Raw genomic sequence first — 12,156 nt, 5'->3', positions numbered from 1 at the left:
CCGCTCCGGTTTTTCATTACTCACTATCTACGAGGCAACTATGACGATCAAGGTTGGTATCAACGGCTTCGGCCGCATTGGCCGCAACGTGCTGCGTTCCGCAGTGCAAAACTTCTCTGACATCGAAATCGTCGGCATCAACGACCTGCTGGAGCCTGACTACCTGGCTTACATGCTGAAGTACGACAGCGTGCACGGTCGTTTCGACGGTGAAGTTTCTGTCGAAGGCAACACCCTGGTCGTCAACGGCAAGAAGATCCGCCTGACCCAAGAGCGCGATCCCGCCAACCTGAAGTGGAACGAAGTCGGCGCCGACATCGTGATCGAGTCCACTGGCCTGTTCCTGACCAAGGAAACCGCCCAGAAGCACATCGACGCCGGTGCCAAGAAGGTCATCCTGTCCGCTCCCTCCAAGGACGACACCCCCATGTTCGTGTTCGGCGTGAACCACGGCACCTACAAGGGCGAAGCCATCATCTCCAACGCTTCGTGCACCACCAACTGCCTGGCTCCCGTGGCCAAGGTGCTCAACGACAAGTGGGGCATCAAGCGCGGCCTGATGACCACCGTGCACGCAGCGACTGCCACGCAAAAGACCGTGGACGGCCCTTCCAACAAGGACTGGCGCGGCGGCCGCGGCATTCTGGAAAACATCATCCCCTCCAGCACTGGCGCTGCCAAGGCCGTGGGCGTTGTGATCCCCGAGCTGAACAAGAAGCTGACCGGCATGTCCTTCCGCGTGCCTACGTCTGACGTATCCGTGGTCGACCTGACCGTGGAGCTGAACAGCGAAGCCACCTACGAAGAAATCTGCGCCGAAATGAAGGCCCAGTCCCAAGGCGCTCTGAAGGGCGTGCTGGGTTACACCGAAGACAAGGTCGTCGCCACCGACTTCCGCGGCGAGACCTGCACCTCCGTGTTCGACGCCGAAGCCGGTATCGCCCTGGACAAGACCTTTGTGAAGGTCGTGTCCTGGTATGACAACGAGTGGGGCTATTCCAACAAGTGCCTGGAAATGGTGCGCGTGGTGGCCAAGTAATCTTCACGATTACATGCCCAAACAGGCTCAATCGCTTATCAGATAAGCGCTGAGAGCTATCAAAAAGCCAGCATGGGACGCCATGCTGGCTTTTTTTCGTCCCGCAAGACCGGAGCCGGCCGGAGCATGTCTCGGATACATTTGTAACACGCAGCTGCCGCCGGCGCCCAAGAGCGTGAAGCGCTGCCACTTCCTCGGACAAGGCCGCCATGTTTATTGCGATTCCTCTTGAGAACAAGCCTTCCTGGCGCTCGCCGCCCTGGATGACGGTGCTGCTCATCATCATCAACTGCGTGATCTTCTGGGGCTGGCAGGCACCCGAGGAAGATGCCGTGGAAAAAGCGGCCCGGCAATATGCCCAGACCGCTTTGCCAACGCTGGAGCTGCCACCGTTCCTGACCTATCTGGAGGAGCAATCCGCCCAGGGCAGCAAGCGCTTCGACCAGAGAACGCTGCAGGCCGTGCGAAAGCTCTATCAGCAAAAGGCCTATGCTCAGCTCTATGCGCTGCTGTGGCAGGAAAAGAAATTCCACCAGCGCCTGCTGGACGGCCAGATCATCACTGCCAGCCACCCGCGCCATGCGCAGTGGCAGGCTGCACGTGCCGCCTTTGCGCCCCACGAGCCGCGCGGCAGCTTTACCGAGCGCTGGTCCATGAGCTATGAGAGAGGCGCCGGCTGGCAGCCCCTGCAGGCCTTCACCTCCATCTTTCTGCATGGCAGCACCAGTCATCTGCTGGGCAATATGGTGTTTCTGTTCCTGTTCGGCTTCACCCTGGAGCTGGCTTTAGGGGCCTTCACCTATCTGGCCTTCTACGTGATCGGCGGCATCGGCGCCTCGCTGTTCGCGCTGATGTTCTATGCCGGCATGGGTGGTTACGGCCTGGGGGCATCGGGTGCGATTTCGGCCCTTATGGCCATGTATGCGGTGATGTACCGCATGCGGCGCATCCGCTTCTTCTACATGCTGCTGTTCTACTTCAACTACGCAAGCTGGCCGGCCCTGATCATGCTGCCGGTCTGGATGGGCGTGGAGCTGCTGCAGCATCTGCTGGGTGGCAAGCAGGTGGCCTATATGGCCCACTTTGGCGGCCTGCTGACGGGCGCCCTGCTGATGTGGGGCTATATGCGTCTGCAGACCGTCGCGGCGCCGGTCAACGAAGAAGAGCAGGCACTGGCCGCCGCCCGGCCGCTGGCCGAGGCCGTGGCCCGTGCCCAGCGCCATACCGATGCGCTGGCATTTGACCGCGCTGCTCCGGCCTGGCGCGAAGCGGCACGTCTGGCTCCCTCGGACCTGACCATTCTGCGGGCCTGGTTTGAAAGCTCTCGCCATCAGCCCGCCAGCGAGGACTTTCATGCTGCGGCGCGACGCATCTTCAAGCTGCCGGCCACCACGGACGCCGAACGCCAGCTGCAACTGGCCAGCTATCGCAGCTATCAGCAGCGCGCCCAGCCCGGCATGCGCATGAGCGCGGACACCATGCATGGCCTGGTGCGCAGTTTCGTGCGTTTGGGGGCCCTGCCGGAGGCTGAAAAGCTATGCCGCTCCCTGCACAAGCTGGCAGACCACCCCCAATGGCCGGCAAGCTTGCTGCTGCTGGTCAACGGCATGGCCCAGGCCGGACGCATTCAGGATGCCAAAGTCTGGCTGCCCGTGCTGCAGCAATCGGCACCCGAGGAAGCTCTCACACGCTGGCTGGCACAGCAGCGCTAGCCAACGCCCTGTCGCGCTCAGGTCTTTGCCTCCAGCTCCTGCAGCTCATCACGCAGCACCCACTGCGCTTCCTGGGTGCTCGCGTGCTCGGGAAAGTGCTGCTTCATGCGCATGTACACCGACACCCCCTGCATGGGCTGCTCCAGGCCCTGCTTGTACGCTCGTACCACCAGCTCCAGCATGAACGGAATCAGAGTGCTGCCGGCAAAGCGCTTCTCAAAATCCTTGGCAAGGATCAACACATACCTGGGCTTGCCGGCCTTCCAGGCCTGCTGTGCCAGCTCGTAACTGAGCTGGGCCGAGTCGGGCTTGAAGTCCGGCTTGCGCTTGGCACAGCTCACCCAGGCTTCCAGGGCCTCGCTGGCGCGCTGCTGGGCGAGCAGCATGGGAATGAAACGCTGGCCCAGCTCCGCCAGGGCATCCGCGCGTTCCGTCAGCTTGAGCACCCGGAAGTAACGGCGGCAATCAGGCAGGCTCTCATAGTCCTGCCGCTGCCATTCGCGCGCCTGGTTCACGGCCTCGTCCATCTTGTTGTCCTGCACCAGTCTGGCCACCAGCGCATCGCGACGCTTGGCTTCCAGGGCCGCAGGGTCGATCTGCACGGTCGCAGGCCCCTCGGGCGCTTGCACGGGGTCGATATCCAGTGCCGCATGGTGCTGGTACATGACATAGCCGATCATGGCCGCCATCACCCAGCTGAAATAAATCATCACAAAGCTCACCAGGGGCAGTACCAATCCGGGTGCCGCAACCTTGAGCAGCATCGCCAGGACCATGGGCGAGCCCTGCTGCAGCAGAAACAGGAAAAAGCACAGCAGCAGATAGGACTTGCCGATACCGAAAATCGTCGCCAGCAGCTCGAACGGATTAACGGCCGAGCTCAGGCTATTGGTATTGATCAGCACCATCCAGGTGGCAGGAATCAGGAAGGCCACCAGCAGATTGGCAACCACGCCCAGGGTCAGGCTGCGGGTCGCCATAAAGCCCACGAATATCCCGAAAACGACGAGTACCCCGAAGAATTTCCAGGGCAGCCATTTCCAGTCCTCATCGACCTGACTGGAGCGGAAATCGGAGCTATGGGTAATTCCACGAGATGCGAGTGCCGAAACCTTGAATGCATAACGGCTGACTGCCAGCATCAAGCCCAGACCCACAAACAAGACTCCAATCCACCCGAACATCAAGCCATAACTGCATGCCGACAACAGCAATGCATAGAGCAAAGGCTCGGTCTGCAGAGGAAACAGAAAAAAGCTATTGAGCCTTTGCCAGAACGGAGGGATTTTCCACTCGGAAGAATCACCTTTTTGGTGAACACCATGTATCGAATTCAATGCCTGCTCTCCCACTCTCGGTTTGATGAATCATCTGCAAGCCCGCTTGCAGTGACCTAATCCGCTCTGGTATTGCCCGATTTTTCTTTGAAATCGGGTCATTGCGGAATTCTGAGGTAGAAATTCGCGCTGAATCCAAATACCGATAAACATCCGGCATATTGCTTTTTTCGCTTGCCAGAAACCCCGTAAATGCTTTTGCAGTCATGCCAGCCGGCCAAGCCGCCTTGACCTGATAACGGATATGACTGCAAGGATTGCAGGCAGCGCTTAAAGTGGCCCAGGTTTTATGGAGAAGCAGCGAATGATTCACAGCGCACACGCACAAAGCAGCCCCACCCCGTACCGCATCACTCTGACCGATGCCCAAGGCCATGTCTGGCATGCCGATGAACCCGTGAATGATGGCGGCGCCGACACCGCGCCCAACCCCATGCAGCTCATGCTCTCGGCCCTGGGAGCCTGCACGGCCATCACCCTGCATATGTACGCGGGCCGCAAGCAGTGGCCGCTAAGCCATGTCGATGTGGATCTGCAACTCAACCCCGATGGCAAGCCCGCGGATGCCAACCAGATCACGCGCAGCATCACCCTGCATGGCGAGCTGGACGACGAGCAGCGCCAGCGCCTGCTGCAGATTGCCAATGCCTGCCCCGTGCACAAGCTGCTGGAAGGCAAGGTTTCCATTCCCACCGCCTTGACCGAAGCCGCGCAGGCATGAGAAAAGGCACCTCACGCCCACACGGCATGAGGCTCGCCTCCTCCGGAAGGGCCGCCTTCATCTTGGGGACTGCCCGACGATAAAAAAAGCCCTGCAGTCACCTGCAGGGCCTTGGACGCCATTGTGTGTAACTTGATTACACCGTCACTTCCAGCGCACCCACTTCCACATAGTGTTCGAACTCACGTTTGGCCAGCGATGCAGTTTCGGGCTGCTGGTCCTCGGGGTCGACCCAGGACAGCACATAGCTGGCGATGGCGGTATCGACCTTCATCTCTATGCCCATGGGAATCTGCTCGGACGGACCATCTCCGACACGATGCTCCACCTTGCCAGTGACGCGAGCGGCAAAGTGCTCGGGATACAGCTGGATCTCGACTGCCGAGATCTGGTTGCCTTGAGTGCTGTGTTCGTTCATGTTTATTCCTCCTGCAGTTGTTAGGTCGCTGCGCACGAATTGCGCCACGTGAAAGCCACTGCTAGCGGCCTACGCCTTTAACTTAGCCGACTCCTGGCGGAGTCCTTGTCAGCCTATTGGCTGAATCCTCACAGTGATGTAACTGCGTGCAAGGCGTTGCTGCATTCTGCCGTCTGATTGCGCGAATACCGCATATCCCTGACACTCGAATCTCTTCGCCGTCAGGATTTGTCATGAGTGAATCAAAGAACTTACAACGTCTGCCCACCCGTATAGCCGATGTCGGCGGCATCCCCATCCACCGTGCCATTCCTCAGGCCGCGCTGCGCAAAGTGGGGGCCTGGTGCTTCCTCGACCACGCCGGCCCGGCCATCCCCCCTCCACCCGGCATGCAGGTCGGGCCCCATCCTCATATCGGCTTGCAGACTTTCACCTGGATGATCGAGGGCGAGGTACTGCACCGCGACAGTCTGGGCAGCGAGCAGATCATCCGCCCCGGCCAGGTCAATCTGATGACGGCTGGCCGCGGCATTGCCCATTCCGAAGAAGCCCAGACACTGGGCGTGCATGCAGCCCAGTTGTGGATTGCCTTGCCCGACAGCCATCGCAATACTGCGCCCCGCTTCCAGCATTATCCCGACCTGCCCAGGACCGAGATCGGCGACTTTGCCGTGACCGTTCTGGCCGGTGAAGCCCTGGGACTGACGGCGCCCGCAGAAGTCCACTCCCCGCTGATGGGCGTGGACCTTCTGGCCGACGGCACAGCCGGCCAGGCGTGCGCCACCATGCCGCTGCGCGCCGACTTCGAGCATGCGGTGATGAGTCTGTCGGGCGAGGTGAAGGTTGAAGGCCAGGTGTTGCCCTCGCAGGAGCTGATCTATCTGCCCGTCGGCACCCGGGAGGTGCAACTGGAGTGCGCGCCCGGCAGCCGCCTCATCATCATCGGCGGCGAGCCCATGGATGAAGCCATCTTGCTGTGGTGGAACTTTGTGGCCCGCACCACCGAAGAGATGCAACTGGCCCAGAAGCAGTGGGAGGCCGAGGCCGCCACCGATGCGGAGCTCCTCAACGGCCAGCCACGCCGTTTTGGCAAGCCCGTGGCCTCGCCTCTGAAGTCGCTGCACTCTCCATCACTGGCTGGCGTCAGCCTGCGCGCCTCCAGATAAGCCTGCGGCGCTTATTCAATTCGCACCAAATTGGTGCGAATTGAATTTCTCAAAAAGAAAAATAAAAGCATTTTTGCAAGTTTTTGATGGATTTTGGAAGCTTTTAGAGGCAACGCACTCTCTTCAAGAGAAGGCAACCAGGACGTTATGCATGAAACGTTTGGACTCATGCACGCCAAGCTTTCATAATCGAGCCAACGCCCTGGCCACGAGATTGCGACCGCCGCTTTTTCATCCAGGGCGTTGCCACGTCCTGTCCTTGGACCGGTGGCTCATTCAACTTTGCAAAGAAAGCAGATCGATGCGTCAAGAACATGACTTCATTGGCATCAAAACCATCCCTCCCGACGCGTACTGGGGCGTTCATTCCGCACGCGCAGTGGAGAACTTCCCCATCACTGGTCACTCGGTCGCGCACATGCCCGAGCTGATCCGCGCGTTTGCCTTTGTCAAAAAGGCAGCGGCCCAGGCCAATCTGCAGTTTGGCGCCATCAATCTCAAACAAGCCACTGCCATCTCCCAAGCCTGTGATGACCTGATTTCCGGCCAGCTGCACGAGCAGTTCGTGGTCGATGTGATCCAGGGCGGCGCCGGCACCTCCACGAATATGAACGCCAATGAGGTGATCGCCAATCGTGCACTCGAGCACCTGGGATTGCCCAAAGGCACTTACGACGTGATCCACCCCAACGATCATGTCAATGCTTCGCAGTCCACCAACGACTCCTACCCCACCGCCGTCAAGCTTGCCACCTACGCTGGCATCCAGAAGCTGCTGATCGCCCTGGCCGAGTTGCGCTCTGCTTTCGAAGCAAAGGCGGGCGAATTCGCCCATATCCTGAAAATCGGCCGCACACAATTACAAGATGCCGTGCCCATGACTTTGGGCCAGGAGTTTTCCGCTTTTGCAGCCATGATCGCCGACGATGAAAAGCGTCTGCGCGAGTCCGCCTATCTGATGACCGAAGTGAACATGGGTGGCACTGCCATCGGCACCGGCATCAACGCACCCGTAGGCTACGCCGGCGCCGTGACCAAGGCCCTGGCTGAAATTTCGGGCGTCCCCGTCGTCAAAGCCGGCGATCTGATCGCCGCCACGGGAGATACCGGCGCCTTTGCCGACATTTCCGGTATCTTGAAGCGTGTTGCCGTCAAGTTATCCAAGATCAGCAACGACCTGCGCCTGCTCTCCTCGGGCCCTCAAGCAGGTGTAGCAGACATCAAGCTGCCGGCGCGCCAGGCCGGCTCGTCCATCATGCCCGGCAAGGTGAATCCCGTCATTCCCGAGGTGATGAACCAGGTCTGCTTCGAAGTGATAGGCAACGATACCGCCATCACCATGGCCGTGGAAGCCGGCCAGTTGCAGCTCAACGCCTTCGAGCCGCTGATGGCCTGGGCTCTGCACAAAAGCCTGAGCCACCTGAGCAGCGCCTGCAAGACGCTGCAAGTCAACTGCGTGGAAGGCATTGTGGCTAATGAAGCGCTGCTGGATTCCCGCATTGCCGAGTCAGTGACGCTGGTGACGGCACTGAACCCTCTGATCGGCTACGAAAAGGCCGCCAGGATTGCCAAGACCGCGATTGCCAACGGCAAGCAGATTGCCGTGGTGGCGGAAGAACTGGGCATCATGAGCCGGGCCGAAATGAACAAGCTGCTGGTCGCCGACAAGCTGACCCAGGCCGGCGCCTTGACCGCCGCATAAGCACACTCTTTATCGACAATGCAAAAGGGCATGTTCGCCATGAACATGCCCTTTTTGATTGATATGGTTTTAATAGCTTTCCATGCCCGTATTCAAAGGGCAGGAAGCCAAAAACGCTTCATGTTCAAGCCACTGCGGCATTCTCGTCACTGGGGTCATCCACGCCGCGTACGCTTTCACGCAGATTTTTGTCCTTGAGCTTGCCAAGATCGGTCTCCACCGCGCGCTTGAGCTTTTCAATCGCAGCGCTGAAGGCCTCCTTGACCTTTTCGGCTTCCGCATTCACTGCAATGGGGGGGCGACCTGTGGCCCGGGTCTCGAGCACACAGCGTTTGCCTGGGCCGCCCGTGGTCTTGAGGGCATCAACGCCCGTGAGGAAGACCTCCACACGCACCACATACTCCTTCAGGCGGGCCAGCTTGGCATTGATCTCCTCCTGCGCCCATTGAGCCAGAGACTCTCCACCCTGGATGGAATCGTCGGCATGAACCTGTACTTGCATGCAAATCCTCCTAGTCACCAAATGCCGCAACCGCTGCGGCGAAATCTGTAGGGGTGCCATAAAGGCAGGCGAAAACATCGTAACGCCAGAACCTTGTTCTGCCCATCGGGGCTTGTTACGCCAGCAAAGGACAGGGGCTTTGACCATTGTGGAGGCAGCTTCTCCCTGATTTGAAAGAGATAGCAACAAGGGTAGGCTCCACGAGCTTTGCCCTTGAGCCAAAGCAAAAAATGCTGCCCGGTGATTTGCAAAAAGTAAGCGTTCTTACGCCTCGGCCCGTCAGTTAATGCCAGCCTTCGATTCAGGCTCGGCCACAAAGCCGATGCGCGTCAGGCCTGCTGCGTGGGCCCAGCCCATGACCTGCACTACGCGACCGTAGGGAACGCTGGTGTCGGCACGCAACTGCACCTCGGCCTGAGGATTGCGCCGCCCCAGCTCTTCCAGTTGCTGCTGCACTGCCGCATCGTCCGCCACGGCCCCCTGAATCCAGATTTCGCCGGCAGGGCTGACCTCAATCATCAAGGCATCGCTCTTGTTCACGGCAGCCTGCTGCACTACTGCCTGCGCCTTGGGCAGTTGCACACGCAAGGTGGCTGCCAGCATGGGAGCAGCCAGAATGAAGATCACAACCAGCACCAGCATCACATCCACCAGCGGCGTGACATTGATGGTGTTGATCGGAGTTTGTGCCCCCTCACGGCGGCTCATGCGACCGAATGCCATGGCACCATCCTTTATGAAGCATCCACTCCGAACTGGGCATGCAGATCATGGGCAAACCCCTCAAGCACAGCCTCCAGCTGGCTGGCCGAACGCCCCAACAGGTTATAGGCCAGCACAGCAGGCAAGGCGACGGCCAGACCTGCAGCCGTCATGACCAGGGCTTCACCCACAGGCCCGGCCAGCTGAGCGATATCGACCTGACCGCTGCCCGCCAGCGTTCCGAGCGCATGGTGAATGCCCCAGACCGTACCCAGCAGACCCACAAACGGTGCCGTTGCACCAATGGTGGCGAGCAAGGTCTGACCCCACTGCAGCTGGACGGATGCCTGACCCAGAGCCTCACGCAGGCTGCGCAACAGTCGCTGCCCCTGCGCCGCGCTTTGTGCCAGAGAGCCTTGCGCAGCCATTGCGCCCTGCCCCAAGGCATCGGCCATGGCCTGCACCAGCCCCTGTCTATCCAGCGCCTTGACCTGCGCCATCGCCTGGACCAGATCGGGCATCTGCCAGAACGCAGCCACGGCCTGCGGCACGCTTCGGCGCGCTACGGCCATAAACCAGAGCTTGTAGAGGATGACCACCCAGCTGAGCACTGACATCAGCAGCATCAAGGCCGCCGTCGCCCATGTGACCGCATCGCCCTCTGCCAGCCATTGCCACATTCCTGCAGACATCTCTCACCTCGCTCCCAGAAACAGCAAGGGGCCGTCACGGCCCCTTTGCAAATTGCGCGGTCAGCGCAGCTTCAGCACATCGTACATATCGTACTGGCCGGTCTTCTTGTCGGCCAGATAGCCCACTGCTCGCAGACTGCCGTTGGCATAGCCTGCACGGCTGCTGGACTTGTGCGAGATCTCGATGCGTTCGCCCGTACCTGCAAACAGTACGGTGTGGTCACCAACGATATCGCCGCCGCGCACGGTGGCAAAGCCAATGGTGTCTGCCTTGCGCTCGCCGGTGTGACCAAAGCGTTCATACACGGCTCGGTCGGCCAGCTTGGTGCCCTGGGCTTCGGCAATCACCTCGCCCATCTTCAGGGCCGTTCCCGAGGGGGCATCGACCTTGTGCTTGTGGTGGGCTTCGACGATTTCGATGTCGTAGCCACCTTGCTGCAAGGCCTTGGCCGCCATCTCCAGCAGCTTGAAGGTCACGTTCACGCCCACACTCATATTGGGGGAGAAAACGATGGAAGTTTTTTGGGCGAACTCGGCGATCTGCGTCTTTTGCTCATCCGAGAAGCCCGTGGTGCCGATGACCACGCCCACGCCCAGGTCGGCCGCAACGGCCAGGTGCTCCATCGTGCCTTCGGGGCGCGTGAAGTCGATCAGGCAGTCTGCCTTCGACAGGGCTGCGCGGACATCGCTTTCGATCTTCAGCCCGCTGGGCTTGCCCAGGAATGCAGAAGGATCGGTGCCGATGGAAGGGCTGTCGGCGCGGTCCAGTGCCGCAGCCAGCACGCAGTCGCTGCTGTTCAGAATCGCTTCGATCAGCATATGGCCCATGCGGCCGGAGGCACCCGCCACAGCAACGCGCTGAGGGGTGGAGGAATGGGTGGTGGATGCGGTCATGGCGCTATCACTCGATCAAATGAAAGACGGCAGGATCGCATCCACGCCGTCATAAGAAGAGAGCATCCACCGCTTTGTGCAAGCGGGGAACAACCTGTTTTGCTGCTTAACGCGATTCCAGTGATGGATAGCTGGCGGCGGCGGGCGGCAGATTGGCCGCTGCCTGCTCGGCTTCGGCGTTATTGCGTGCAGGGTATTTGGCCAGCTGGGCTTCGCTGGCTTCCAGCTGCGGAACCTTGGGTGTGCCCTTCATGCCTTTGAGGCTGGCCACGAACTCGGACTCGGACGGCATCTCGTCACCTTCAGCGCGCACAAAGGCATCGCCATTGAAGAAGACGGTGAGCTTGCGGATCTGCGACTCCACGCCGGGGCGTTTGATGGTGAACACGTATTCCCAGCGATCGCCGTGGAACACGCTGGTCACGAGGGGTGTGCCCAGGATGTCGCGAATCTGCTGACGGCTCATGCCTGGCTGCAAGGCCTCGACCTGCTCCTTGGACACGAAATTGCCCTGCACGACATCGACTTTATAGGGAGTGACGGCATTGGCGACACGGTGTGCGGCGCCATCGATACTGTTGCAGCCGGCCAGTGCCGCTGCGATTGCCAACGTCAGGGCCAGACCTGCGCGGCTACGGGCTTGAACATGCATGGGTAATGGCATAGGGATATGATCGGGTTCATTGTAGCGGCAGGCCCCGGAGACACTTGGAGATTCCCTTTATCTACGTGTAAAGCTTCTCCTTAAACCAGTGAGCCCAGCCTTCCATGTGCCCGTAGTCCACCAAGAGAGCCGACATGAAAAATATTGATGAACTCAAAAGCACGGGCCTCAAAGCCACTTTGCCGCGTCTGAAAATCCTGGAAATCTTCCAGAAGGGCGCCCAGCGCCACATGACGGCCGAAGACGTGTTCCGCGTGCTGCTGGACGAGCGCTCGGATATTGGCCTGGCCACCGTTTACCGCGTGCTGACCCAGTTCGAGCAGGCCGGCATCCTGATCCGCAGCAACTTCGAAAGCGGCAAGGCCGTCTATGAGCTCAACGAAGGCCAGCACCACGACCACTTTGTCTGTACCAGCTGCGGCAAGGTCGAGGAGTTCTATGACGCCGAAATCGAAAAGCGCCAGAACCTGATCGCCAAGGAAAAGGGCTGGGTGATCCAGGATCACTCCATGGCGCTCTACGGCCAATGCGCCGAATGCGCCACACGCGCCGCCAAGTAAGAACGCAAAGCGCGACACCGACCCCAGGGGCAGGACATGCAGATGTC

Annotated in this window: 14 protein-coding genes; 6 read left to right on the top strand and 8 right to left on the bottom strand. The window is 60.0% G+C overall.

Going from position 1 to position 12,156, the window contains the following annotated elements; genetic code table 11:
* The first annotated feature begins 40 nt into the window (after window positions 1-40).
* Complete coding sequence (gene gap, locus CTATCC11996_RS02045; protein WP_003060372.1) at window positions 41-1,039, top strand: type I glyceraldehyde-3-phosphate dehydrogenase; 999 nt, start codon at window positions 41-43, stop codon at window positions 1,037-1,039.
* A 209-nt stretch (window positions 1,040-1,248) separates the two neighbouring features.
* Window positions 1,249-2,751, top strand: a complete 1,503-nt coding sequence (locus CTATCC11996_RS02040) for a rhomboid family intramembrane serine protease (RefSeq protein WP_003072439.1) — start codon at window positions 1,249-1,251, stop codon at window positions 2,749-2,751.
* A 17-nt stretch (window positions 2,752-2,768) separates the two neighbouring features.
* Here the strand turns inward: CTATCC11996_RS02040 and CTATCC11996_RS02035 are convergent, their stop codons facing one another.
* Both CTATCC11996_RS02035 and CTATCC11996_RS25795 read right to left on the bottom strand, forming a co-directional pair.
* Complete coding sequence (locus tag CTATCC11996_RS02035) at window positions 2,769-3,935, bottom strand: hypothetical protein (RefSeq protein WP_003072437.1); 1,167 nt, start codon at window positions 3,933-3,935, stop codon at window positions 2,769-2,771.
* A gap of 118 nt (window positions 3,936-4,053) precedes the next feature.
* Window positions 4,054-4,401, bottom strand: a complete 348-nt coding sequence (locus CTATCC11996_RS25795; protein WP_162097102.1) for a hypothetical protein — start codon at window positions 4,399-4,401, stop codon at window positions 4,054-4,056.
* Between CTATCC11996_RS25795 and CTATCC11996_RS02030 the strand changes: the two genes are divergently transcribed.
* Complete coding sequence (locus CTATCC11996_RS02030) at window positions 4,393-4,809, top strand: OsmC family protein (RefSeq protein ID WP_003072435.1); 417 nt, start codon at window positions 4,393-4,395, stop codon at window positions 4,807-4,809. The genes CTATCC11996_RS25795 and CTATCC11996_RS02030 overlap by 9 nt on opposite strands.
* A gap of 136 nt (window positions 4,810-4,945) precedes the next feature.
* On the opposite strand, the gene CTATCC11996_RS02025 is transcribed toward CTATCC11996_RS02030, so the two are convergent.
* A complete protein-coding gene (locus CTATCC11996_RS02025; RefSeq protein WP_003072434.1) occupies window positions 4,946-5,227 on the bottom strand; it encodes a hypothetical protein in 282 nt (93 codons plus the stop codon).
* A 233-nt stretch (window positions 5,228-5,460) separates the two neighbouring features.
* Here CTATCC11996_RS02025 and CTATCC11996_RS02020 point away from each other — a divergent pair, with 233 nt between their 5' ends.
* Together CTATCC11996_RS02020 and CTATCC11996_RS02015 are read left to right on the top strand one after the other, a co-directional pair.
* A complete protein-coding gene (locus tag CTATCC11996_RS02020) occupies window positions 5,461-6,393 on the top strand; it encodes a pirin family protein (protein WP_003072432.1) in 933 nt (310 codons plus the stop codon).
* A gap of 301 nt (window positions 6,394-6,694) precedes the next feature.
* The gene (locus tag CTATCC11996_RS02015; RefSeq protein WP_003072430.1) at window positions 6,695-8,095 is read left to right on the top strand and encodes an aspartate ammonia-lyase; all 1,401 of its coding nucleotides are present in this window, start codon (window positions 6,695-6,697) and stop codon (window positions 8,093-8,095) included.
* Between the two features lie 124 nt (window positions 8,096-8,219).
* Here the strand turns inward: CTATCC11996_RS02015 and CTATCC11996_RS02010 are convergent, their stop codons facing one another.
* From CTATCC11996_RS02010 to CTATCC11996_RS01990, 5 genes are all read right to left on the bottom strand, one after another.
* Window positions 8,220-8,597, bottom strand: a complete 378-nt coding sequence (locus tag CTATCC11996_RS02010; RefSeq protein WP_003060358.1) for an HPF/RaiA family ribosome-associated protein — start codon at window positions 8,595-8,597, stop codon at window positions 8,220-8,222.
* A 279-nt stretch (window positions 8,598-8,876) separates the two neighbouring features.
* Window positions 8,877-9,320 (bottom strand): ExbD/TolR family protein, encoded by a 444-nt coding sequence (locus CTATCC11996_RS02005; protein ID WP_003072428.1) that lies wholly within the window; start codon window positions 9,318-9,320, stop codon window positions 8,877-8,879.
* An 11-nt stretch (window positions 9,321-9,331) separates the two neighbouring features.
* Window positions 9,332-9,991, bottom strand: a complete 660-nt coding sequence (locus tag CTATCC11996_RS02000; RefSeq protein WP_034347956.1) for a MotA/TolQ/ExbB proton channel family protein — start codon at window positions 9,989-9,991, stop codon at window positions 9,332-9,334.
* A 60-nt stretch (window positions 9,992-10,051) separates the two neighbouring features.
* The gene (gene dapB / locus CTATCC11996_RS01995) at window positions 10,052-10,885 is read right to left on the bottom strand and encodes a 4-hydroxy-tetrahydrodipicolinate reductase (protein WP_003072423.1); all 834 of its coding nucleotides are present in this window, start codon (window positions 10,883-10,885) and stop codon (window positions 10,052-10,054) included.
* 106 nt (window positions 10,886-10,991) lie between these two features.
* A complete protein-coding gene (locus CTATCC11996_RS01990; protein ID WP_003072421.1) occupies window positions 10,992-11,537 on the bottom strand; it encodes an outer membrane protein assembly factor BamE in 546 nt (181 codons plus the stop codon).
* Window positions 11,538-11,683: 146 nt separating this feature from the next.
* Between CTATCC11996_RS01990 and fur the strand changes: the two genes are divergently transcribed.
* The gene (gene fur, locus CTATCC11996_RS01985; protein WP_003060349.1) at window positions 11,684-12,109 is read left to right on the top strand and encodes a ferric iron uptake transcriptional regulator; all 426 of its coding nucleotides are present in this window, start codon (window positions 11,684-11,686) and stop codon (window positions 12,107-12,109) included.
* Window positions 12,110-12,156 lie beyond the last annotated feature (47 nt).

The organism is Comamonas testosteroni ATCC 11996 (assembly GCF_000241525.1).
Classification (GTDB): domain Bacteria; phylum Pseudomonadota; class Gammaproteobacteria; order Burkholderiales; family Burkholderiaceae_C; genus Comamonas; species Comamonas testosteroni.
This window is presented reverse-complemented; position numbering and strand designations above follow the sequence as displayed.

Bases quoted from the DNA above. Each gene is read 5' to 3' on its own strand.
- CTATCC11996_RS02030 (WP_003072435.1), top strand. From the start codon at position 4,393: ATGATTCACAGCGCACACGCACAAAGCAGCCCCACCCCGTACCGCATC.
- fur (WP_003060349.1), top strand. From the start codon at position 11,684: ATGAAAAATATTGATGAACTCAAAAGCACGGGCCTCAAAGCCACTTTG.
- CTATCC11996_RS02005 (WP_003072428.1), bottom strand. From the start codon at position 9,320: ATGGCATTCGGTCGCATGAGCCGCCGTGAGGGGGCACAAACTCCGATC.
- CTATCC11996_RS02010 (WP_003060358.1), bottom strand. From the start codon at position 8,597: ATGCAAGTACAGGTTCATGCCGACGATTCCATCCAGGGTGGAGAGTCT.
- gap (WP_003060372.1), top strand. From the start codon at position 41: ATGACGATCAAGGTTGGTATCAACGGCTTCGGCCGCATTGGCCGCAAC.
- CTATCC11996_RS02015 (WP_003072430.1), top strand. From the start codon at position 6,695: ATGCGTCAAGAACATGACTTCATTGGCATCAAAACCATCCCTCCCGAC.
- CTATCC11996_RS02040 (WP_003072439.1), top strand. From the start codon at position 1,249: ATGTTTATTGCGATTCCTCTTGAGAACAAGCCTTCCTGGCGCTCGCCG.
- CTATCC11996_RS02025 (WP_003072434.1), bottom strand. From the start codon at position 5,227: ATGAACGAACACAGCACTCAAGGCAACCAGATCTCGGCAGTCGAGATC.
- dapB (WP_003072423.1), bottom strand. From the start codon at position 10,885: ATGACCGCATCCACCACCCATTCCTCCACCCCTCAGCGCGTTGCTGTG.
- CTATCC11996_RS02000 (WP_034347956.1), bottom strand. From the start codon at position 9,991: ATGTCTGCAGGAATGTGGCAATGGCTGGCAGAGGGCGATGCGGTCACA.
- CTATCC11996_RS02020 (WP_003072432.1), top strand. From the start codon at position 5,461: ATGAGTGAATCAAAGAACTTACAACGTCTGCCCACCCGTATAGCCGAT.
- CTATCC11996_RS01990 (WP_003072421.1), bottom strand. From the start codon at position 11,537: ATGCATGTTCAAGCCCGTAGCCGCGCAGGTCTGGCCCTGACGTTGGCA.
- CTATCC11996_RS02035 (WP_003072437.1), bottom strand. From the start codon at position 3,935: ATGTTCGGGTGGATTGGAGTCTTGTTTGTGGGTCTGGGCTTGATGCTG.